The following is a 21,341-nucleotide window of genomic DNA, read 5'->3' as shown; positions in this document are numbered from 1 at the left end:
CTTCGCTCTTCCAGATGGCAGGGGAAGCCCCATGAGCGTAGCGTCAATACAGCCGACTGCCCCGGAACCGATCATTGGGACCGCCGGCATCCCGGCCATCAACCTCGATCGGGTGGGGAAGAATTTCCGGCTCGATGCGCGTCGCGAGGTCAAGGCAGTTTCCGACGTTTCCATGAACGTCGGCAAGGGCGCGTTCGTCGCCATTCTCGGACCGAGCGGATGCGGCAAGAGCACGATCCTGAGAATGATCGCGTCGCTCGACGAGCCAACGAAAGGCACGCTGTCGGTGCTCGGAACCACGCCTGCCGATTGCGCCGCCAATCACAGGATGGGGATCGCCTTTCAGGACCATGCGCTGCTGCCATGGCTGACGATCTTCGACAATGTCGCGCTGCCTTACAGGCTTGCGCATCTCAAGGCCGATCCGGGTCGGGTCGCACAACTCATAGACCTTGTCGGCCTCGCCGGCTTCGAAAAGGCGCGGCCGAAGCAACTGTCCGGCGGCATGCGGCAGCGCGCGGCGATCGCCCGGGCCTTGCTTCTCAATCCGGACGTGCTGCTGCTTGACGAACCCTTCGGCGCGCTCGATGCGGTCACGCGGCGGCAGATGAATGTAGAGCTGCAGCGTATCTGGTCGGAGCAGCGCACGACCACGCTCCTCGTCACCCATTCGGTCGATGAGGCGGTCTTTCTGGCCGACCGGGTGATCGTGATGAGCGGGCGGCCGGGTCACATCATCCGGGAGGTCGCCATTCCGTTCGAACGCCCGCGTCACCCGGACGTGATGCGGACGGTCGAATTTCACCACCTCGTCAATGAACTGACAGAGGCGCTTCATCCCACGGAAGGGACGGGCGCTCCATGAACAGCGGCGACGGCAGCATGGCGAAGAACCTTCTAACCGGGGCAGTCGGGGTGATCCTCTTCCTGGTTCTGTGGCAGGTTATCGGCGCTTACCGGCTTGCCGGAATGGGCTGGCCGACATTGACCAGCGTCCTCGACGTGCTGGCCACGCCATCGCGCTTCGGCACATTCCAGCGCGCCGTGACCGCGACGGTTCGCTCCGTTCTTCTCGGTTATGTCGCAGGTTTCGTCATGGGTTTCGGGTTCGCCCTGCTCGGGCATCTGTGGCCCAGGTTGAAAGTCGGCACCGACCAGACGACCGCCGTAATTCACGCGATCCCGGCGATCGCGCTGGCCCCGCTGCTGATCGTGTTTTTCGGGTTGGCGGCGACGCCGATCGCCATCTGTGCGCTCAATGTGTTTTTCCTGGTCTACAATGCGACGTCGTCAGGCTTGCTGAGCGTAAACAACACTCACGGCGACCTGTTCACGGCCTATGGCGCCAATCGTTACGACCGCTTCCGCTGGCTGGAACTGCCAGCCGCGCTGCCGTCGATTGCGGCCGGCCTGAAACTTGCCGTGCCTGCTGCGTTGATCGGCACGATTCTCGGGGAATGGTTCGGCGCGCCGCAGGGCGTTGGTCTGCTGATGGTCGCCGCAATGCAGAATTTCCAGATCCCGATGCTCTGGTCCGCAGTGCTGTTATCGGTGGCGATCTCGCTGTCGATGATGGCTCTGACCAGCCTGATCGAACATTACGTCTCTCACCGGTTTGGATAAGGCGATGGAACCTGAACAAGGCGTTACGGCCGAGCCCATCGATGCCAATCCACTGCGGTGGCTATATTCGATCTTCGCGCGGTTCGTCGCTCGTTTCTGGGGCGTCATCATCATCCTCGGAGCGTGGCAGGCCTGGGTGCTGATCAGTGGCTACAATGCGATCGTGCTGCCGCCTCCGCTCAGCGTCCTGCATCAGGTCGCCACCAATCTGGGCCTTTTCGCCTTCGCCGGCCTGCAGACGCTCGCCGTTGCGATTATCGGAACGGTCATCGGCATGCTGCTTGGCAGCGTCGCGGCCATACTGGCCTGGTATTCCCGGCTGTTTTCGGGCCTGCTGACGCCTCTGGCCCTGATTTTCACGGCAGTCCCGGCCGTCGCGCTCGTGCCGGTCATCGCGCGCTTGCTCGGATACGATATCCGAACCGTGATTGCGATCGTGGCGGTTATCAGCTTCTTCCCGTCCTTCGTCTTCACAGGGTCCGGCCTTCGGGCGCTTCCCCCCGGTAGCGCCGATCTGTTCCGGGTCAATGGCGCCTCGACATGGATGCAGTTGCGCTATCTCGCGCTGCCGGCAGCCGTGCCACACTGGATGGTAGCCCTTCGGCTTGGGGCCGCCAGTGCCGTGCTGTCTGCGATCATCGCCGAATTTGCGATGGGCACCAGCGGTCTGGGTTCGGTTTTCAGCGAAGCCAGGGACAGTTTCGATATGACGCGGGCGCTCGGGGCAAGCCTTGTCGCGACCATCATCTCGGTCATTGGGTTTCTTCTTGCCATCTCCGCCGAACGTATCGTCCGCGACCGCTGGGACTGAGCTGAGGAGCTTGCAATGCGGGACGATCGTACGCGTCCATGCAACGCAACGTACCGATCTTTGCGCTTCTCAAGCGGTTGAAACCTGCGTCTAATCCCGTCCAACCCTATCGCTATCCAGGAGTTTTCCATGCTGGTAAATCGCCGAACGATGCTCACGTCAATCGCCGGTGCGGCGATGTTGCCTTTTCTGCCGTCAATGGCGAGGGCTGCCACGCCTTTGAGCATGCAGCTCGCCTGGATCCCCAACATCGAATATGCCGGCCTGTGGGTCGCCCTCGAAAAGGGCTACATGTCATCGGCAGGCGTCGACTTCACCTATGCGCCGGGCGGCCCGAATGCCCCGCAGGGTCCCGTCGCGGTCGCCGCGGGCAATGCCAATGTCAGCATCACCGGCTGGATCCCGTTCATCGATGCGGTCAACAAAGGCAACGACTTCGTCCTCATCGGCGTCACGTTCCAGCGCTCGCCGCTCGGGATTCTGTCGCTAGCCAAACGGCCGATTCTGAAACCCGCGGACATGGTCGGCGCAACCTTCCTGGGCAAGGGTGCGACCGTGAAAACCACGCTGGAAGCGACGCTCGCCATCAACAAGCTGCCGCCGGAACTCAAGCTTGTCGAGGTCGGTTATTCGCCGGAACCGCTGGTTGCGGGTCAGGGCGACGGCCATATCGGCTACGCCACCGATCAGCCTCTGCAGCTCAAGCATATGGGCATGACCCCGAACAAGGACTATTTCTTCACGCTGTTTGACGATCTCGGCTTCAAGTCCTATTCCGGCCTGCTGTTCACGACGCGCGCCTATCTGAATGCCAATCGTCCCGCGGTCGTCGGTTTCGTCAAGGCCATGATCCAGGGCTGGGCGGAAAACTCCAAGGACCCGAAGGTGGCGGCCAAATACGCCACTGAAAAATACGGGCGGGACTATTCGCTCAATTACGAGCATCAGATCGAGGAGAACGAGGTCCAGATCGGCCTGCTGCGCCCGGCCGACAAACCGAACTACCCGCTGTTCACCCTCGACAAGGATCTCATCAACGGCCCGATGATCGATGCCGCCAAGGCGTCCGGCCGCACCAGCATTCCGGATCTGTCGAAGTGTATCGACTATTCGGTCGCCGACGAAGCGCATGCAGCCCTGAAAGGCTGACAACACTCGCTTTTGCTTTCGAGGGAAAGGAGCCGCCGGCCATGCTGGCGGCTCCTTTGTCATGCGGCAAACCGGTTCCCGGGCTTCTTGAGCCCCAGATGATTCCGCAATGTCGTGCCCTCGTATTCCGAGCGGAACAGGCCGCGGCGCACCAGGACCGGGACCACAGTCGTGGTGAAGGTCAGGAGATCTCCCGGGAAGACCGGCGACATGACGTTGAAACCGTCAGTGCCATAGGCCTCGAAACGTTCTTCCATCGCGTCGGCGATCTGCTCGGGCGTGCCGATCACCTGAAAGTGCCCAGAGGACCCCATCACGCGCTGATACAACTGGCGGATCGTCAGGTTGTCGCGCCGCGCCATTTCGACCATCAGCGCTTGCCGGCTTTTCTCGCGGTTCGTTTCCGGCATGTCCGGCAAGGGTCCATCGATCGGATAGCCTCTGAGGTCAATGCCGCCAAGCAGATTGGACAGGCGATCGACGCCGATTTCCGGATCAATCAGATCCTGCAGCCGGGCATACCGGTCTTCCGCTTCCGACTGCGTGCTGCCGATCACCGGCAGGAAGCCCGTCATGATCTTCATGTCATCGGCCTCCCGGCCAAAGGCCGGCATGCGCCCCTTGAGATCGGAATAGAACGCGACCGCATCCGCAGTCTTGTCATGGGCCGAGAAAATCGCCTCAGCGGTTCGGGCGGCGAGCTGTCGTCCCGGTTCCGATGCCCCCGCCTGTACCACGACAGGATGCCCCTGCGGCGAACGCGGCAGGTTGAGCGGCCCCCGGACACGATAATACTTGCCGTGATGGTTGAGCATATGGACCTTGTCGAGATCGAGATAGACACCCGTTTCACGGTTTCGCGGAAAGGAATCCTCCTCGAAACTGTCCCACAAGCCTAAGACGATATCGGCGAATTCTTCGGCCCGGACATAACGCTCGCCATGATCCGGCTGGTCGACGAGGCCGAAATTCAATGCGGAGAACGGATCTGCTGACGTCACAAGGTTCCAGCCGGCGCGGCCGCCGCTCAGATTGTCGAGCGACCCGAACAGCCTGGCTAGATTATAGGGCTCGTAAAAACTGGTGGATGCTGTGGCAATCAGACCGATATGGCTGGTGACGGCCGATAGGGCGGACAGGAGCGTGACGGGTTCGAACGGTCGCACGCCATTGTGGGCGTTTCGGCTTGCGGCGGTCGGATTGTCCAGCGGTACACTGACGCCGTCGGCCAGGAAAACCGCATCCATCTTGGCCTCTTCGGCTGCCTTTGCCAGCTGGGCGTAATGAGCCAGTTGCAGGCCGGTCGTGGAGTTCGGATCACGCCAGGCGGCGAAATGGTTGCCGGTGAACGTCATATAGGCATTCAGTTTGATTTTGTCTTTGCGACGCATTTCAGGCTCCTCGATTGACCATCGGGCATTTTGGGAATGACGAAAGAATTAAGGAGTGATGCGCGCCGCGCACAAGCGCAATTGTCGGCATCGACCGTTGCGACTTTGGCAACGGTCGCCGCAGGCACAAGCGGAAGGCTGCGGGGTTAAGGGATACAGCGGAAAAATTCGTCCGAAAAATGCGTCTTGTAAGTCTCCGCCATCTTGGAGAGGCTAGGCGACGAAGGTCTTTACGGCCATGTCCGAAACAAGGATGCTGGTGGATGAGCCGCACTATCAATATTGCTTGCGCACAAATGGGGCCGATCGCCAAGGCGGACACCCGCACGCAGGTCGTCAAACGTCAGATAGCGCTGCTGCGCGAAGCAAAGGCGCGCGGCGCCGAATTCGTCGTTTTCCCGGAGCTCGCCTTCACCACCTTCTTTCCCCGCTGGCTGATCGACGACCAACAGGAACTCGATGCCTATTTCGAAACCGAGATGCCAAGCCTGGAAACCCTACCGTTGTTTGAGGAAGCAAAAAAACTCGGGATCGGCTTTTATATCGGTTATGCCGAACTCGCCGTCGAACACGGAGTGACGCACCACTTCAATACGGCCATTATTGTCGATGCATCCGGCAGCGTCGTCGGCAAGTACCGCAAGATTCATTTGCCCGGCCACGCCGAACCGGTACCGGGCCGGACGGCACAGCATCTGGAAAAGCGATATTTTGAGCCGGGCGATCTCGGTTTCCCCGTCTGGCGAACCCTGGACGGGATCGTCGGCATGTGTATCTGCAACGACAGGCGCTGGCCTGAAACCTATCGCGTCATGGCGCTGCAGGGCGCCGAACTGATTTGCATCGGCTATAATACCCCGGACAATCATACCGGCGTTTTCGATTTCGATCAGTTGACCGGCTTTCACCATCAATTGTCGCTGCAGGCTGGCGCCTATCAGAACGCCACTTGGGTTGCCGCCGCCGCCAAGGCCGGTTGCGAGGAAGGTACCAACATGATCGGCCTGTCGATGATCGTGGCACCCTCGGGCCAAATCATCGCCATGGCATCGACGACCGGCGACGAACTCGTCAACGCGAAATGCGATCTCGACATGGGCACATTGTACAAGCGCACCATCTTCGATTTTGCCCGCCACCGGGAACCATCGCAATATGGTCTGATCGTAGAGCGCAAGGGCGTCATCGAGCCGGCGAGATAGAAATCGATAGCCAGCGAACTCCGGTATGCCGATCGGAATGTCGGAGAGATACAAACACAGCAATGACCGACAGGGCCAGACCCGTGACTGCACGCTCCGTCAACGACATCAGCCTCGACGCGGGTCGTAGACGGTCTCGTGCAGCGCGACGAGACACGCAACATTACAAAATTTCAATCGTCGACCGATTCTCCGGCAAGGCGGCGGTCTCGAAGATGTTCTGGCTCGGTTGCGGCCCGCGCACGCCGGACGCGGCTCTCGCCTGCTCGATGGCGCATGACAAGCACAATGTCTGGTGCGTCAGCTCTTCCAACGAGGCGATGGCCAAGGCCGTCAACTCGCTCGCCGACAATGATGGTGGCTGGGCCTTGGTGCGCGAAGGCGAGCTGGCGGCGCGGGTTCGGTACGAGGTTGCTGGCCTGATGAGCTGTCGCCCCGCGGAAGCCCTGCATGTCGAGATGCAGGCGCTGTATTCCGAGGGCGAGAAGGTTGACTGGATGTATGAACCGAGTTTCCAGCCACGCTGGTATCCGGGCTTTCCCGAGCGTTTGGCCTGGGCCACTGTCACTTGCGCACCGTGGCGCTGGGTTCTGGTGGCGCCGAGCGATTATGCCCCTCAGGGACTGGCGAATGTCCAGACCGGCGCAATCCATCCGGTCGTCTTTTAAAGTTCGACGCTTGTAGCGGACTTTGGGCTGCATCATGAAGCCCTCTACCCAGCAACAGCTTCACGACCAGTTAACCTGACATCACCGCAACTTCTCAATCCAGCGTTTCTGTCATACATCCAATGCGGCGCCTGGCTGCCCGACTCCCCATGAGTCGAGCCGAGGTTTATTTGCCTAGTAGCGTTACTCTTGATTATAGCATAGCAAACCACGGTACCGCGACAGCACTTACCACTCCCCTGACTACAGATGAGACAGAGAATCCCCACGGCATGGCACGAAAAGTAATGACCGCGATGACATCTGATGGAGCTTCGGACGCAAAGGCAGGGGATCCTCGTGGCCGGATTATTGCGGCGGCGCAAAGCGTCTTCATTGAGCAGGGCTTCGACCTGGCAACGGTTCGGGAGATTACCCTTCGCGCTGATGTCAACGTGGCGGCGGTGAATTATTATTTCGGTTCCAAGGACGAACTGATCAGTGAAGTGCTCAATTTGATGATGGAGCCCTACACGCATGCGCGCATCGCGGCGCTGGAAGCATGCGAAAAGGCAGCATCGCCGGAATTGCCTTCCCTGGAGGATGTCGTCGAGGCTCTGGTTCGGCCGATGGTCCAGCTGAGCCGGGATGCATCCGGAGCGCGGCCTCTGACGCGGCTGATCCTTCAGATCCGTTCGCGTCCGCGTGAGCTGACAACGAGTTTTTTTATCCGGCGCGTCGATCCGGCGATCTTCCGATTCATCGATGCGCTGGCGCGAGTCATTCCGTCAATGACGCGCAAGGATATTTTTTGGCGCTATAATTTCGCAATCGGTGCAGTCATGCAGGTTTTGACAGACTCCGACCCATCATCCTATCGTCTCAAGCAATTGTCTGGCGGGTTGTGCGACACTGATGACGATGAGCAGATCATTTTGCAACTGAAGTCATTCGTCTGTGCCGGGTTTCGGGCTCCGCCGGTCAAATAACAGTCAGCAAGTGGCTCTCGCTCGAAACGGGAGTGGATGCCATTGAAGCCAATTCCATAAAAATCCCTGAATAGATTTTTCAGATTTCACGAAGATACAGCGCACGTCTCGGAACGCCAAAGACCATGATAACGAGGAAAGACGTGGCCGCGCGGAGGAGCGCTATTATTGTGCAGACATTGCTCAATATTTAGCCGCAATGACCATTCTTAGTCATTGACTGACGTGAGTGTTAAACTATGTTTCAAACATTGTTTAATCTTACGGAGCAATCTGATGGCGCTAACTGCAAGCCGCAAAATCACGGGGTCTTTCGTTGCGTTGATTACCCCATTCGACCGGTCCGGCGCCGTTGATTTCGGAGCATTCCGCGAACTCCTGTCCTTTCACGAATCCAATGGCACATCTGCCATCCTGATCATGGGCTCGACCGGAGAGGTCTCCATGCTTTCCGCCGATGAGAAGAAAAAAATCATCGTCGAAATGGCGAAGATGAAGTCTGAGAACATGCCGATTTTCTTCGGATGCACCGGCAATAACACCGATGTTACGATCGAGAACGTCAAGTTTGCACACGCAAACGGTGCAGATGGCGCCGTCATTGCCGCGCCCGCCTATATTTGCGCGCCGGAAGCCGATATCGAGCGCTATTTCCTGGAAATCGCCGATGCCACCGACCTTCCGCTCGGCCTTTACAACAATCCGCCGCGTGTGAAGAGCGACCTGCACTGGGATCATCTGCTGCGCATCTTCAAGCACCCGAACTACGTGGTGCACAAGGAATCAACTGCTCGTGTGGGTCAGGTCGCGCAGGTTCTTGCCGCTCGTCCGGATGTTTCGGTAATGTGCTGTGACAGCCCCAATCTCGGCTTGGTCGTCCCGACCATGAGTCTTGGCGGCCACGGTACGGCTAACATGAGCGGAAACATCGCGCCCGCCGAAGTCGCTGTCATGTCTCGCCCATGGGTGAGTTACGAGGAAGCGGAAGATTTCCGCACCAATTATCTAAACCTTTTGCCCCTTCTTCACTACAACTATTCCGCCATCAACCCAGTGGCGGTCAAATCGTTGATGAAGGCAGTCGGCCTGCCTGCCGGCGAACTCCGCCGGCCGTTGACGGGCCTTGAAGGCGAAGCGCTGGCGAAGGGTATTCGCATCGTTCAGGAACTGGGCCTCGACAGCAAATACGGTTGGACGGTCAAGTCCGCCTCTGCCATCGCCGCTTGAGGTCATGTCATGGATCTCGGCATATCCGGAAAAAAGGCGCTTGTGACCGGTGCAAGCCGCGGCATGGGCAAAGCGGCGGCCTTGGCGCTTGCGGGCGAGAAGGTTGATGTCACCATCATGGCCCGCACGGCGGCGACGCTTGAAGAAACGGCGAGCCAGATCCGCAATCTGACCGGCGCCCAGGTCACGACCGTTCTGGGTGATATCACGACGCTCGAAGGACGTAGGATCGCGCTGGCGGCCTGCCCGAGCCCGGACATTCTCGTCAACAACGCCGATGGCGAGCTTCCTGGCGATTTCCGCAACTGGAGCCGTGAGGACTGGCTGCGCGGGATCGACCGGATGATGCTGACGCCGATCGATATGATGCGTCTTACCGTGGACGGCATGATGGAGCGGGGTTTCGGCCGCGTGGTGAACATCGTCTCGCGCAGCGTCAAGATCGCGCAGGTCGAGCTGGGGATGTCGAATGCTGCGCGGTCCGGTCTTGTCGGTTTCGTTGCCGGTCTCGCCCGTCAGACCATCAAATACAACGTGACGATCAACAACGTCCTCCCAGGGATCATCGCTTCGGACGGCCAGCGCGAGCATGTCAGGGTTCTGGCAGAGGATAGCGGCCGGCCGTTCGAGGAAATTTGGAGTGCGCGGGCAGCACAAAACCCGGCTGGCCGCTACGGATTACCGGATGAGGTTGGCAGCTATATTGCCTTCCTGTGCTCTGCCAGGGCCGGATTCGTAACGGCGCAAAACCTGTTGATAGACGGGGGGCAATACCCCGGAACGTTCTGACGATAGCAGAGCGTTTGTCATGATCGAAGGTTCGAAAACCCGGATATTCGATCGAGAACTGCAAAGAAATCTCATTGATCGCTCGCGACTTTAACCAGAAGGAACACAATTATGAGAAGTGTTGGACCAACATTGCTTGCCTTGTCGATGACGCTGGTGTCTCCAGCCTTTGCAGCAGCGGATGACTTCCCATCGCGTCCTGTCACAATTGTTGTTCCTTATCCGCCAGGTGGTGCAGTCGATGGTATAGCGCGGGTTCTCGCGAGCGGCCTGGCTGCAAAGACCGGCAAGACCTTCGTCGTCGATAACCGCGCTGGGGGCGCTGGGGGCGCCGTCGGCTCAGCAGAGGTGATCAAGGCCCCTGCGGACGGCTATACTCTGCTGTTCAACGCATCAATCCATGTCGTGACGCCGCTCCTGAACAAGAACGTCAAGTTCGATATCATCAATGACTTCACGCATATCGGCGAAGTCGCCGCAGGCCCGCTGTTGGTAACGACCAATCCGACCGTCAAGGCAAATACGCTGAAGGAGTTCTTCGCCGAGGTGAAGGCAAATCCCGACGATTTCAATTTCGCGACATCGGGTTATGGTTCTGCCGGTCATTTGACCGTTGAGGTTCTCAAGCACGAGGCTGGCGTGGATACGGAAATCGTCGCCTACAAGGGTGCAAGTCCGGCACTGACGGACATGATCGGCGGACAGGTTCAACTGATCGCGGATCCGATCCTGTCTTCGCTTCCACATGTGAGGGCCAACCGCCTGAAGGCTCTCGCGATCACCAGTCTGAAGCGCTCTGCCCTGGCACCTGATGTCCCGACCGTTGCCGAAAGTGGCATGGAGCCGCTGGAAATGCTGTCTTGGTACGCCATCTGGGGGCCGAAGAACATGGATCCGAAAGCACAGGAATATCTGAACTCGGCTGTCGAGAACGTCGCGACCTCGCAGGAATTCAAGGACAAGCTTGCTGTATTCGGCTTTGAGCCCGCCTACAAGAACGGTGCCGACCTGAAGACCTTCGTTTCGGATGAAACCACCCGCTACCGCTCCATCATCGACGCTACTGGCATCAAGGTAGAGTGATCATGGCGAAGGCTCCGCACATCTTGGAAAAAGACACTGGATGTCCGGAGCCTTCAACGCGGCAGCCCCATGTCGCGGCGCACTGGGGGTTTTACGGCTATGACGCAAAACAGGACGTACTTCGCCCGGCCGAGATCGATCCCGATCCGGCATTGTTCGGTAGCGAACTTCTGTCCGACAGGCTCGCGCCCTGCCGCATTCTGAAGCCCGCTGTTCGCAAATCCTTTCTTGAGAACGGTCCTGGCACCGCCACCTCACGGCGTGGAAGCGATCCGTTTGTCGAGGTGAGCTGGAAAGAGGCGCTCGATCTGGTGGCTAACGAAATCCGTCTGGTTCGGGACAAATTTGGCAACGAGGCCATTTTTTCGGGCTCGTATGGCTGGTCCAGCGCCGGGCGGTTTCACCATGCCCAAAGCCAGCTCAAACGTTTTTTCAACACGATCGGTGGTTCGTTCCGGTCTGTCCAGACCTATAGCTATGCTGCAGGCGAAGTAATCCTGCCGCATGTGATTGGCTCGACGGAGGGGATGATTTCCGGGCACACGCCCTGGAGCCAGATCGTCGGACACAGCGAATTGATCGTCATGTTCGGCGGCACGCCCTTGCGCAATGCCCAAGTGAATGCCGGCGGCGTGTCGCGCCATGAAACCCGTAGTGGGTTGCTGGCCTGCCGCAAGGCTGGCGCGCGTTTCGTCAACATCACGCCCGTACGGGACGATGCAGCGAGCGAGCTCGACGCGGAGTGGCTCGGGTTGCGTCCCGGTACAGACACGGCTGCGCTTCTGGCCTTGGCCCATACATTGGTCGTTGAAGAACTGTACGACAGAACCTTCATCGAGCGCTATACGATAGGTTTCGAAAGGTACCGGGATTATCTTTTCGGGCGTAAGGATGGTATCGTGAAAGATGCCGCATGGGCGTGGGAAATCACCGGGCTTGCTGCGGACGCTATCGTCGCTCTCGCACGCGAGATGGCGGCAAAGCGCACGCTCATCATGATGTCGTGGTCGCTGCAGCGTGCAGACCATGGCGAGCAGCCCTATTGGGCCACGGTCGTGCTCTCGGCGTTGCTCGGCACGATCGGATTGCCGGGGGGCGGTTTCGGTTTCGGTTACGCATCCGTGGCCGGTATCGGCCAGCCGAAACCTGCAGTGAAATGGCCCTCCTTGCCACAAGGGCGAAATGCGATTGCCGGCGTCATTCCGGTTGCCCGTATCGCAGACATGTTGCTGTCGCCCGGTGGGGCCTATGACTATAACGGCAAGACGTTCCACTACCCGGAGATCAAGCTCGTCTACTGGGCGGGCGGCAATCCGTTCCACCATCATCAGGACCTCAATCGCTTGGTCGAAGCATGGCAACGGCCGGATACGATCGTGGTTCACGAGCACTGGTGGAATGCTCACGCAAAACATGCCGATATCGTTCTTCCAGCCGCCACATATCTCGAAAGGGACGATATCGTCGCCAGCGGCCGCGACAGTTTCATCGGATATTCGTCCGGAGTTTTCCCGCCGCCCGCCGGCGTCCGGACGGATCATGAAATTCTGCGAGAAATCTCAAGACGTTTCGGCGCGGAGCTGGCCTTTACCGAGGGGTTGACTGAGGCGGAATGGTTGCGTCGGCTTTATGATGAAACCCGGGCAAACGCATTGAAAAGCGGGATAGAGATCCCGGATTTCGGACATTTTAGGGAGGTTGGACTGGTCGAAATCGAGGGGCGTGAACCTGATGTCCCGTTCATGTCCGAATTCAGGGCGGACCCTCTCGCTCACCCTTTGAAAACGCCCTCCGGCCTGATCGAAATTGCCTCCGGCCCGATCGAGAGCTTTGGCTATGACGATTGTCCTGGCCACCCGGCGTGGGTGCCTCCGGCCGAATGGCTTGGCGCTGAGAGGGCTGCGCAATTCCCGCTTCATCTCCTGTCCTGCCAGCCGCATGACAAGCTGCACAGCCAGTGGGATCATGCGATACCATCGCGGCGAACAAAGAAAGGCGGCCGTCAGCCTGTTCGCATCCATCCGCACGACGCGTCGTTGCGAGGTATTGCCGAAGGCGATGTGGTCAAGCTGGCGAGCCTTCGGGGAGAATGCCTGGGGATCGCAACCATTACGGATGCCGTGCTGCCGGGTGTGGTCCAGATGGCGACGGGGGCATGGTTCGACCCGTCCGATCCTGCAGAGGCCGGCTCCCTCGAGCTCAACGGAAACCCCAACGTGCTGACCCTCGATCGCGGCACTTCCCGCCTGTCTCAGGGCCCCAGCCCTAATTCCTGCCTGGTCGAGATCGTCCGGTTTACGGCACCGCTGCCTGTGTCGCGTGCGTATGCTCCACCCGAATTCGTCGCCGACCCACGCCCCGTAACTACGACAGCCAAGGAGCTTCCGTGTCATCCCGTTTGAATGCAGACATCATCGCCGGGCTGTTCTTCATCCTGGTCGGAACGTGTTTCCTCGTCGGTAGCTTCGAACTTCCGTTCGGGAGCTTTCGGCGGATCGGGCCTGGCGCGTTTCCGGCGCTGGTGGCAGTCGGGCTTATCGCAATGGGTCTCGTCGTCTTCGTCTCGGGTCGCAGAAGCACAGCGAAGATCGCTCCTGCGCACGTTCATATCCAGAAAGTGTTTGTGATCATTGCGTCCATCATTGTCTTCGGGCTCATCGTCCGGGGAGGTGGACTTCTGCTTGCAGTCCTGTGTTGCAGCTTCATTGCTGCTCTGGCCTCCAGACCTTTCGAGTTCGCAAAAATGGTGCTGTACGGCCTGGCGCTTGGCGCGATTTGCAGTGTCGTCTTCATCAAGGGCCTCGGAATGTCGGTTCCGATCGTCGGTCCCTGGTTTGGATCTTAGGAGAGCAGCCATGGAAACCGTGAACCTTTTGCTTCTCGGCCTCGATCAGGCCACGTTGCCGGTCAATCTCCTGTGGTGTTTCGTCGGCGTTCTGCTCGGCACCCTCGTCGGCGTTCTGCCGGGTCTCGGGCCGGCGGCGACGATGGCGATCCTGTTACCGTTCACGATCGGGCTTGAGCCGGTGACCTCGCTCATCATGATGGCCGGTATTTATTATGGCGCGCAATATGGCGGCTCGACAACGGCTATCCTTCTCAATCTCCCCGGCGAAGCGTCATCGGTCGTTACGGCGATCGACGGTTACAAGATGGCGCGCAACGGAAGGGCTGGTGTCGCGCTATCGACAGCTGCCATCGGGTCGTTCTTTGCAGGGACAGTCGCTACTCTTCTGCTTGCCCTGTTTGCGCCTTCGCTGGCCGAGCTTGGTTTGCTCTTCGGTCCGGCCGAATATTTCTCCCTGATGATCCTCGGCCTGATCGCTTCGGTCGTCCTGGCGCGGGGTTCGTTGCCGAAGGCGCTTGCCATGGTCTTCATCGGCATTCTGGTCGGTCTGATCGGTCAGGATGTCCAGACGGCAGTACCCCGGTTCACATTGGGTTTCGAGGATCTGTCGAGCGGTGTGAATTTTGTGGTCGTCGCGATGGGGCTGTTCGGCATCGGCGAACTCATCAAGGATCTCGAAAATCCCGAGAGCCGCACCGCAATCAGCGCTCCATTGTTTTCGATGATTCCATCGAAGGATGACCTCAGGCGAATGGTGGGGCCAATCCTACGTGGAACAGGGATCGGTTCGCTTCTCGGCCTCCTGCCGGGCGGTGGTGCGCTTCTTGCCGCCTTCGCTGCCTACGCGATTGAAAAACGGGTGAGCTCTCCGCCGGAAGGGTTTGGCGGCGGCGCGATCGAAGGTGTCGCCTCGCCGGAAAGTGCCAACAATGCTGGCGCGCAAACCTCCTTCGTCCCGCTCCTGACACTTGGGCTGCCGGCGAATGCGGTGATGGCCCTGATGTTCGGAGCTCTCATCATGCAGGGCATAGCGCCCGGTCCGACCCTGATATCCGATCACCCCGACGTTTTCTGGGGTGTGATCGTCTCCATGTGGGTTGGCAACCTCATGTTGCTGGTGCTGAACCTGCCGTTGATCGGCATCTGGACGCGCCTCCTGACTTTGCCCTTCCGTTATCTATACCCGGCCATTCTGGTGTTCTGCTCGATCGGTGCAATCTCGCTTGGCAACAATGTCTTCGATCTCTGGCTGCTCGCCATCTTCGGCTTGGCTGGTTACATCTTCGCAAAGCTTGATTGCGACGCCGCACCTTTGATCATGGGATTGCTGCTGGGGCCGATGATGGAAGAGAATTTCCGCCGAGCGATGTTCCTTTCCCGCGGCAATCCGGTGATCTTCGTCGATCGCCCGATCTCGGCTGTGCTCCTTGCATGCGCGGTCATCAGCCTCGTCATCGTGGCGCTTCCGAAAATCAGCAGCGTTCGCGAGGAAGCGTTTCAGGAATGACGCGCGGATGACATCTCATCGAAGGTATATTCCCATGCATGTAGCCGTCATTGGAGCCGGTATCGTCGGCGCCGCGACTGCGTTGGAACTCGTCGACCAGGGTCATCGTGTCTCGATCATCGAGCCGGAGCAGCCCGGCGGTCGCCATGCCGCAAGCTACGGCAACAGCGGCTGGTTGAGCCCGGCCTCCATAATCCCGATGTCGATGCCGGGACTATGGAAGAAGGTCCCCGGATTCCTGGCCGATCCCACAGGGCCGCTTGCGATCCGCTGGACGCATCTGGCCTCGCTCGCCCCATGGCTCGTAAGGTTCGTCACGGCTGGCTCGACTGCGACAAAAGTGGAGTGCACGGCCCGCATCCTGTCTGGCCTGCTGCACGATGCGCCGGCGCGCCATGCGGCGCTTGCAGAAAAAATAGGCCGGCCGGAACTGATCAGGCGCAACGGCCTGATCTACGCATATCCCGACAGGGCAGCATTCGAAGCGGAGGCGTTTGCGTGGCGCGTGAGACGCGACAACGGCGTGGCCTTCCGCGAACTGTCCGCTGCTCAACTGCATGCATTGGAACCTGAACTGTCCGACCGTTATACATTTGCTGCCTTGGTTGAACACGGTGGCCACGTCGTCGATCCGGGTGGTTACGTAGCGGCAATCGTCGAGCAGGCCGTCAGACTGGGCGCCGAGCGGTTGAAGGCAAAAGCCGCCGCTTTCCAGGTGGCAAATGGGCGCCTGGAGGGTGTCGTCACCGAGACGGGCCTGATTTCTTGCGACCGTGCCGTCATAGCTGCCGGCGTTCATTCGAAAGCACTGGCGCAGGCGGCCGGTGATCGGGTGCCTCTGCAGAGCGAGCGGGGTTACCATGTAGTGATACCATCCGACATTCTGACGGGAACGATGCCGGTCATGCCGGGAGACGGCAAGATGGGTAACAATCCAACCGTTGCGGGTCTGCGCATTGCTGGGCAGGTTGAGCTCGCCAGCGTTGACGCTAAACCAGACTGGCGGCGGGCCGATATTCTGCTGCGCCATGCGGGAAAGACGTACACGGCGCTCGCAGACGGAACCGGGGGGAAAGAGATCGATCGCTGGATGGGACATCGCCCGTCCGTGGCGGATGGTTTGCCGGTCATCGGTCCCGCCCGCCTGAGCACCGACATCATCCATGCCTTCGGACATGGCCATATTGGCATGGCAACGGGGCCTGTGACCGCATTAATCGTTGCGGACCTCATCGCCGGGCGTCAATTTATGCCTGAGATAGCAAGTCTTTCCGCGTCACGTTTTCGGACATGAAGGACATCCCATCATCAGTCACCAACCGTGACTATTCCTGATATAGATGGCGCATACACCGGATCCGTCTCAAGACGGATAAGGGCACGTCAAATTGTGAAAGGCAGTTCCATGACCTCAATCTCCACCGACAAGGCGCCCGCCGCAATCGGCCCCTATTCGCAGGCCCGTATTGCCGGAGGACTGCTGTTTGTTTCAGGCCAGCTTCCGATCGATCCCGCCACCGGCAAATTCAGCTCGGAAGATGCCGTCGATCAGATGAGGCAGTGCCTCGCAAACATTGCCGCGATCGCCAAGGCTGCCGGCACGGACCTGTCGAAGACCGTCAAGACGACCATCCTGCTTACCGATCTTTCGGGTTTTGCTGCCATCAACGAGGCTTATGGCGCCACCTTCTCCGAGCCGTATCCGGCGCGTGCCACCTTCGAGGTGTCCGCGCTCCCCAAGGGTGCCAAGGTCGAGGTCGAAGCCATCATCGAACTCGTTTGAGGATACCTCGATGTCAAAAGCCCATGTCGATCCCTGCATTCCTTGCCCGCCACTGGAAACGTTGCCGCCCAACGTCGACCGTGAATGGTCACGTCATGCGATCGGTATTCTCCAGGGCGACGGCCGACGATCGGCGGATACCCATCTGGTCAATCCGGTCTTCAAGGGGCTGAAAGGGATTTCGATCTATCTCAAAGATGAATCCACGCATCCGACGGGTAGCCTCAAGCACAGGTTGGCGCGGTCGCTTTTTCTGTATGCTATCTGTAATGGCAAGATCAGAAAAGGCACCACGCTAGTCGAAGCCTCATCGGGTTCCACCGCCGTCAGTGAAGCATACTTCGCGCATCTGCTGGATTTGCCTTTCATAGCCGTGATGCCACATTCCACAAGCCGGCAAAAGATAGAAGCGATCGAGCGTTTCGGTGGGACGTGTCACTTCGTCGACAGTCCCGCTGCGGTCTACAACATTGCGGCGCAGATCGCAAAGGAGACCTGTGGGCATTACCTTGACCAGTTCACCTACGCTGAGCGAGCCACCGACTGGCGCGGGAACAACAACATCGCCGAAAGCATTTTCGAACAGATGAAAGCGGAAGAGCATCCCGAGCCTGAATGGGTGGTGATGAATGCTGGCACGGGCGGCACCTCGGCCACCATCGGCCGTTACATTCGCTACCGCAATTTCAATACCCGGCTCTGCGTTGTCGATGTCGAACATTCTGCGTTCTACGCATCGTATATCTCGGGTGATCGCGACGTCACCTGCACCACGCCATCTCGCATTGAAGGTGTCGGCCGGCCGAGAGTCGAGCCATCATTCATTCCAGGCGTCATCGATCACATGATCAAGATACCGGATGCCGCGTCGATCGCCGCGATGCATGTTCTGTCAGACCGGCTGTTCCGGCGCGTCGGTGGATCAAGCGGCACCAACTTCTTCGGACTGTGCTGGATAGCGGCCAATATGATGGCAGAGGACAAGACAGGCTCACTGGTCTCGTTGATCTGTGACAGTGGAGACCGGTATGCAGAGACTTACTACAATACCGATTGGTTGCAGGAAAAAGGAATCGATATCGAGCCTTATCGCACCATGATCGAGAACTTTATCGACAATGGCACATACGATCCGGCTATGTCGAGCAAACTTCGAACAGCCGGAATCTCCTCGTAGAGCCTGGCTATCCCGTTTCTGTCAGTCGTATTGGTGTTTCTGCGGCCGCTATCGATAGACAGCCGACGGGATTGCAGGTTCGCTTCAGTCCACGAGCACGGGCGGGCAATCTATCCGGCCGAACATGAGCGGGAAAAAGCGAGACGTGGATGCGGCGTCAAATTGACGAGACTAGACAGGCGCAGGGTATTCGGCGTGAGTTTAGGCGGCTTACCTCTCCCGAGGTTAGATCGAGTTGAGCGGGTTGCCGGATTTCTGGACACCGCGGTACTGGGTATCATATTCTGGAACATGATGATTTCTCGCTTTTCCTGCTTAGCCGCGTGGAGGATCCCGGCTTGGCAGAGAATTCGCGTGAGCAGCCGCTTCGCCGGAATAGGCGAAATCATCCCCGAGCTGACGATCGCCTTCGTAGACTTTGAAGGCAGGCCCATCGACTTCAACAATCTTGTACCCGTTCACGTATTCGATCTTCGGCGTTTTCCAACCCATTACGAGCTCCTATCTAAGGTCCAGTATTTCTCTATTTTAGAAGATGATGAGCGGCAGCCTATACTATCGAAGCACATTTTGAGTTGCAGAGTCTCCAGACGGCATCTCGCACCGCCGATCCCAGCCGATCCCAGCCGATCCCAGGTATCTTCAATCCCCATGCGCGACGTTGCTGAGCGGCGAATTGCCTCCGTCCGAAAAGCCACGGTAGCGCAGATGGCTTCGGTTGAGGTGAGCCCGCATCGCCTCGCGGGCCTGTTCCGCGCTACCGGAACTGATGGCCTCGCAGATTGCCTGGTGTTCGACCACGGTATTCTGAATGTAGTCGGGGGTGATGAGTGCCGGATTGAGCTGTCTCGAAAATGCCGGTTGCGGCAGTATCTGCAGGCTCATGAGGCTGAAGAATTCGATGAAGGCCCCGTTATTCGTCGCCTCTGCAATGGAGCGATGGAAAACGAAGTCGAGATGATCGAGTTCGGCTTCATCCTCCAGTGACGCCTCGAACTGACGAGCGGCGTTCCAGATATTCGATTCCTGCGCCCAGGAGCGTCGGACCGCAGCTAGTCCGGCGGCATGGACCTCGAAGGCCATTCTTAGTTCAAGAAGATCCATGAAAGAGGTTTTGAGGCGTGCCAGCGGAGCCAAGGCGACGTCGGCGTCAAAGGTGCTAGGCTCGTCCGTGCTCGGGCGCGGCGGTTCGCGGACAAAGACGCCGACACCATGACGCGCTTCGACCACGCCATCGGACCGCAATGCCGACACCGCCTCGCGGATAACTGTCCTGCTCACGCCGAATCGCTGGGACAATTCGTTCAGCGAACCAAGCTTGTTACCCTTGGCAAGCTGGCTTTCGCTGATGTGAGTCTTCAGTGCCTGGATTGTTCGGCCTGTCAGTGTATCCAAAAGTCACCCGTCCCAGGCGCCTGCTTCAGATATGGCGCCTATGTCGATAATGGAAACAAGGTAGCACGACCTGGCCCAGTGGTGCTACCTCTTTGCCGCAAATTTCCGTAGTGAGAGTGCGCACACTGCGGTGAAATGGTGGTTGAATACGAGTTAGCCGGACGCCCGCTGACCGAAATTCTTCAAAAATATTTTCTCGGCGTGTCCGCCAAGGACTTAAAACTAATGAAGATAGTACCTTATAACTAATTGAATCAAAATAGTTTTATATAGTTTTTTGGGAAGTTTCTCGTAAGAGAGAGCATCTCTTGCTTCGATGTTGACAAGAGGTACTATTTCAATAACTCTGAGTGACAGAAAAAAGGACCAGCGTCAGCGACGGCAAGACAGTCGGAATGGCGAAATGGTTCGGGAACGTGGTCCGCGCGATTGAGCGCGTTCGAAAAGTCAGATGGAAAACTGCTATGGGTGTCGTCTCCGCACGTCTCTCCGAGCGGGGTATCGTATTGCCTTCGATTGCCCCGGCTTCAGGTAACTACATTTCCCATCGGCTCGTCGGGAGCCTTCTCTTCGTTGCCGGACAGATTCCGAGAATTGACGGTGTCGAGCATTATGTCGGCATGGTCGGCCAGGAGATCTCGCCCGAGGACGGATACAGGGCAGCGCGCTTTTGCGCTCTCAATATCGTGGCCAGGGTGGGTGCCGCATTGGACGGTGATCTCGACCGGGTGATTGCCTGCGCCCAGTTGCGCGGTTTCGTCAATGCGCCGCCCGACTTCAAGGACCATCCAGCCGTTGTTGACGGGGCCTCCGACCTGATCGTCGAAATTTTTGGCGAAAGGGGCCGCCACGTTCGCACTGCGCTTGGCGCGGGATCGCTGCCACGCGGATCGTCCGTCGAGGTCGATGCCATATTCGAAGTTGCACCGTAAGCCTGACAACAAAAAGGGGAACTGGCCATGACGGGGACCAGCATGTCGGAAAAAGCCATCGCGATGATCGGCGTCAACAAGTGGTACGGCCACCTACAGGTGCTGAAGAGCATCAATCTGGAGGTCGGCCGCGGCGAGCACATCGTTCTATGCGGCCCCTCCGGTTCGGGCAAATCGACCCTCATCCGCTGTATCAATCACTTGGAGGAAATCCAGCAAGGCAGCATTGCCGTCAATGGCACGACGCTTAACCAGAAAGGTGCGAACGCCGACCATATTCGTCGTGATGTCGGGATGGTCTTCCAGCAGTTCAACCTCTTCCCGCATCTGACCGTTCTCGAAAACTGCATGCTAGCGCAACGCCGAGTCCGGAAGGCTTCGGCAACCGAAGCAAAGAACAAGGCCATGCGCCACCTCGAACGTGTCCATATCGCGGAACAGGCGCAGAAATATCCGGCTCAGCTTTCCGGCGGTCAGCAGCAGCGCGTGGCGATTGCCAGGGCGCTCTGCATGGATCCGAAGATCATGCTGTTCGATGAGCCGACCTCCGCCCTTGATCCGGAAATGGTCAAAGAGGTGCTCGATACGATGATCTCGCTTGCTGACGACGGGATTACGATGATCTGCGTGACCCATGAGATGGGGTTTGCGCGCGCCGTCGCGCACCGTGTCATCTTCATGGATCGCGGCGAGATCATTGAAAGCGCCAAGCCCGATGTGTTCTTCAGCAATCCGGGCCATGAACGCACCAAGGCGTTCCTCAGCCAGATTCTCAACCATTGAGGAGC

Annotated in this window: 20 protein-coding genes and 1 pseudogene; 18 read left to right on the top strand and 3 right to left on the bottom strand. The window is 58.7% G+C overall.

All coding sequences use genetic code 11. The features are described from left to right. The first annotated feature begins 31 nt into the window (after positions 1-31). The 4 genes from PMI07_RS14340 (at position 32) to PMI07_RS14325 (ending at position 3,583) form a co-directional block, all read left to right on the top strand. Positions 32-865 (top strand): ABC transporter ATP-binding protein, encoded by an 834-nt coding sequence (locus PMI07_RS14340; RefSeq protein WP_007763878.1) that lies wholly within the window; start codon positions 32-34, stop codon positions 863-865. Then, positions 862-1,623, top strand: a complete 762-nt coding sequence (locus PMI07_RS14335) for an ABC transporter permease subunit (protein ID WP_007763882.1) — start codon at positions 862-864, stop codon at positions 1,621-1,623. Before PMI07_RS14340 ends, PMI07_RS14335 begins: the two co-directional genes overlap by 4 nt. A gap of 4 nt (positions 1,624-1,627) precedes the next feature. Continuing rightward, positions 1,628-2,434 carry an ABC transporter permease subunit gene (locus tag PMI07_RS14330; RefSeq protein WP_024163810.1) on the top strand — a complete coding sequence of 269 codons (807 nt, stop codon included), beginning with the start codon at positions 1,628-1,630 and terminating at the stop codon, positions 2,432-2,434. A gap of 129 nt (positions 2,435-2,563) precedes the next feature. Next, positions 2,564-3,583: an ABC transporter substrate-binding protein gene (locus PMI07_RS14325; RefSeq protein WP_024163809.1), complete on the top strand. Its 1,020-nt coding sequence runs from the start codon at positions 2,564-2,566 to the stop codon at positions 3,581-3,583. Positions 3,584-3,642: 59 nt separating this feature from the next. Here the strand turns inward: PMI07_RS14325 and PMI07_RS14320 are convergent, their stop codons facing one another. Next, the gene (locus tag PMI07_RS14320; RefSeq protein ID WP_007760604.1) at positions 3,643-4,974 is read right to left on the bottom strand and encodes an LLM class flavin-dependent oxidoreductase; all 1,332 of its coding nucleotides are present in this window, start codon (positions 4,972-4,974) and stop codon (positions 3,643-3,645) included. 263 nt (positions 4,975-5,237) lie between these two features. On the opposite strand from PMI07_RS14320, the gene PMI07_RS14315 reads away from it, so the two are divergent. From PMI07_RS14315 to PMI07_RS14260, 12 genes and pseudogenes are all read left to right on the top strand, one after another. Further along, positions 5,238-6,176, top strand: a complete 939-nt coding sequence (locus tag PMI07_RS14315; protein ID WP_007760602.1) for an N-carbamoyl-D-amino-acid hydrolase — start codon at positions 5,238-5,240, stop codon at positions 6,174-6,176. Positions 6,177-6,299: 123 nt separating this feature from the next. Next, a pseudogene (locus tag PMI07_RS14310) lies at positions 6,300-6,844 on the top strand (adenine deaminase C-terminal domain-containing protein); the annotation flags it as partial. 287 nt (positions 6,845-7,131) lie between these two features. Continuing rightward, complete coding sequence (locus PMI07_RS14305; RefSeq protein WP_245277139.1) at positions 7,132-7,812, top strand: TetR/AcrR family transcriptional regulator; 681 nt, start codon at positions 7,132-7,134, stop codon at positions 7,810-7,812. 276 nt (positions 7,813-8,088) lie between these two features. After that, positions 8,089-9,039 carry a 4-hydroxy-tetrahydrodipicolinate synthase gene (locus tag PMI07_RS14300; protein ID WP_007760587.1) on the top strand — a complete coding sequence of 317 codons (951 nt, stop codon included), beginning with the start codon at positions 8,089-8,091 and terminating at the stop codon, positions 9,037-9,039. A gap of 9 nt (positions 9,040-9,048) precedes the next feature. Next, positions 9,049-9,828, top strand: a complete 780-nt coding sequence (locus PMI07_RS14295; RefSeq protein ID WP_007760586.1) for an SDR family NAD(P)-dependent oxidoreductase — start codon at positions 9,049-9,051, stop codon at positions 9,826-9,828. A gap of 111 nt (positions 9,829-9,939) precedes the next feature. Beyond that, positions 9,940-10,911: a tripartite tricarboxylate transporter substrate binding protein gene (locus tag PMI07_RS14290; protein ID WP_007760584.1), complete on the top strand. Its 972-nt coding sequence runs from the start codon at positions 9,940-9,942 to the stop codon at positions 10,909-10,911. A gap of 2 nt (positions 10,912-10,913) precedes the next feature. Continuing rightward, complete coding sequence (locus tag PMI07_RS14285; RefSeq protein ID WP_007760582.1) at positions 10,914-13,313, top strand: molybdopterin-dependent oxidoreductase; 2,400 nt, start codon at positions 10,914-10,916, stop codon at positions 13,311-13,313. After that, positions 13,298-13,756, top strand: coding sequence for a tripartite tricarboxylate transporter TctB family protein (locus PMI07_RS14280; RefSeq protein ID WP_007760579.1), 459 nt, complete (start codon positions 13,298-13,300; stop codon positions 13,754-13,756). The genes PMI07_RS14285 and PMI07_RS14280 overlap by 16 nt, the downstream gene beginning before the upstream one ends. A gap of 10 nt (positions 13,757-13,766) precedes the next feature. Then, the gene (locus PMI07_RS14275) at positions 13,767-15,266 is read left to right on the top strand and encodes a tripartite tricarboxylate transporter permease (RefSeq protein ID WP_007760577.1); all 1,500 of its coding nucleotides are present in this window, start codon (positions 13,767-13,769) and stop codon (positions 15,264-15,266) included. Between the two features lie 34 nt (positions 15,267-15,300). Further along, positions 15,301-16,560 (top strand): FAD-binding oxidoreductase, encoded by a 1,260-nt coding sequence (locus tag PMI07_RS14270; RefSeq protein ID WP_007760576.1) that lies wholly within the window; start codon positions 15,301-15,303, stop codon positions 16,558-16,560. A gap of 111 nt (positions 16,561-16,671) precedes the next feature. Further along, positions 16,672-17,049, top strand: coding sequence for a Rid family detoxifying hydrolase (locus PMI07_RS14265; protein WP_007760574.1), 378 nt, complete (start codon positions 16,672-16,674; stop codon positions 17,047-17,049). Positions 17,050-17,059: 10 nt separating this feature from the next. Then, the gene (locus PMI07_RS14260) at positions 17,060-18,226 is read left to right on the top strand and encodes a PLP-dependent cysteine synthase family protein (protein ID WP_007760571.1); all 1,167 of its coding nucleotides are present in this window, start codon (positions 17,060-17,062) and stop codon (positions 18,224-18,226) included. Between the two features lie 315 nt (positions 18,227-18,541). Here the strand turns inward: PMI07_RS14260 and PMI07_RS35325 are convergent, their stop codons facing one another. Then, positions 18,542-18,718 (bottom strand): hypothetical protein, encoded by a 177-nt coding sequence (locus PMI07_RS35325; protein WP_007760569.1) that lies wholly within the window; start codon positions 18,716-18,718, stop codon positions 18,542-18,544. Between the two features lie 150 nt (positions 18,719-18,868). Continuing rightward, positions 18,869-19,621, bottom strand: coding sequence for a FadR/GntR family transcriptional regulator (locus PMI07_RS14255; protein WP_007760567.1), 753 nt, complete (start codon positions 19,619-19,621; stop codon positions 18,869-18,871). A 464-nt stretch (positions 19,622-20,085) separates the two neighbouring features. Here PMI07_RS14255 and PMI07_RS14250 point away from each other — a divergent pair, with 464 nt between their 5' ends. Beyond that, positions 20,086-20,553: a RidA family protein gene (locus PMI07_RS14250; protein ID WP_007760565.1), complete on the top strand. Its 468-nt coding sequence runs from the start codon at positions 20,086-20,088 to the stop codon at positions 20,551-20,553. Positions 20,554-20,580: 27 nt separating this feature from the next. Further along, positions 20,581-21,336 carry an amino acid ABC transporter ATP-binding protein gene (locus PMI07_RS14245; protein ID WP_007760562.1) on the top strand — a complete coding sequence of 252 codons (756 nt, stop codon included), beginning with the start codon at positions 20,581-20,583 and terminating at the stop codon, positions 21,334-21,336. Positions 21,337-21,341 lie beyond the last annotated feature (5 nt).

The organism is Rhizobium sp. CF080, assembly GCF_000282095.2.
Lineage (GTDB): Bacteria > Pseudomonadota > Alphaproteobacteria > Rhizobiales > Rhizobiaceae > Neorhizobium.
The sequence above is the reverse complement of the archived record's forward strand: the minus strand, read 5'-3'. Positions and strand labels throughout refer to the sequence as shown.

What these genes read in the sequence shown, in the direction of transcription:
- PMI07_RS14340 (WP_007763878.1), top strand. Translation starts at nt 32, where the DNA reads ATGAGCGTAGCGTCAATACAGCCGACTGCCCCGGAACCGATCATTGGG.
- PMI07_RS14335 (WP_007763882.1), top strand. Translation starts at nt 862, where the DNA reads ATGAACAGCGGCGACGGCAGCATGGCGAAGAACCTTCTAACCGGGGCA.
- PMI07_RS14330 (WP_024163810.1), top strand. Translation starts at nt 1,628, where the DNA reads ATGGAACCTGAACAAGGCGTTACGGCCGAGCCCATCGATGCCAATCCA.
- PMI07_RS14325 (WP_024163809.1), top strand. Translation starts at nt 2,564, where the DNA reads ATGCTGGTAAATCGCCGAACGATGCTCACGTCAATCGCCGGTGCGGCG.
- PMI07_RS14320 (WP_007760604.1), bottom strand. Translation starts at nt 4,974, where the DNA reads ATGCGTCGCAAAGACAAAATCAAACTGAATGCCTATATGACGTTCACC.
- PMI07_RS14315 (WP_007760602.1), top strand. Translation starts at nt 5,238, where the DNA reads ATGAGCCGCACTATCAATATTGCTTGCGCACAAATGGGGCCGATCGCC.
- PMI07_RS14305 (WP_245277139.1), top strand. Translation starts at nt 7,132, where the DNA reads ATGACCGCGATGACATCTGATGGAGCTTCGGACGCAAAGGCAGGGGAT.
- PMI07_RS14300 (WP_007760587.1), top strand. Translation starts at nt 8,089, where the DNA reads ATGGCGCTAACTGCAAGCCGCAAAATCACGGGGTCTTTCGTTGCGTTG.
- PMI07_RS14295 (WP_007760586.1), top strand. Translation starts at nt 9,049, where the DNA reads ATGGATCTCGGCATATCCGGAAAAAAGGCGCTTGTGACCGGTGCAAGC.
- PMI07_RS14290 (WP_007760584.1), top strand. Translation starts at nt 9,940, where the DNA reads ATGAGAAGTGTTGGACCAACATTGCTTGCCTTGTCGATGACGCTGGTG.
- PMI07_RS14285 (WP_007760582.1), top strand. Translation starts at nt 10,914, where the DNA reads ATGGCGAAGGCTCCGCACATCTTGGAAAAAGACACTGGATGTCCGGAG.
- PMI07_RS14275 (WP_007760577.1), top strand. Translation starts at nt 13,767, where the DNA reads ATGGAAACCGTGAACCTTTTGCTTCTCGGCCTCGATCAGGCCACGTTG.
- PMI07_RS14270 (WP_007760576.1), top strand. Translation starts at nt 15,301, where the DNA reads ATGCATGTAGCCGTCATTGGAGCCGGTATCGTCGGCGCCGCGACTGCG.
- PMI07_RS14265 (WP_007760574.1), top strand. Translation starts at nt 16,672, where the DNA reads ATGACCTCAATCTCCACCGACAAGGCGCCCGCCGCAATCGGCCCCTAT.
- PMI07_RS14260 (WP_007760571.1), top strand. Translation starts at nt 17,060, where the DNA reads ATGTCAAAAGCCCATGTCGATCCCTGCATTCCTTGCCCGCCACTGGAA.
- PMI07_RS35325 (WP_007760569.1), bottom strand. Translation starts at nt 18,718, where the DNA reads ATGGGTTGGAAAACGCCGAAGATCGAATACGTGAACGGGTACAAGATT.
- PMI07_RS14250 (WP_007760565.1), top strand. Translation starts at nt 20,086, where the DNA reads ATGGGTGTCGTCTCCGCACGTCTCTCCGAGCGGGGTATCGTATTGCCT.
- PMI07_RS14245 (WP_007760562.1), top strand. Translation starts at nt 20,581, where the DNA reads ATGACGGGGACCAGCATGTCGGAAAAAGCCATCGCGATGATCGGCGTC.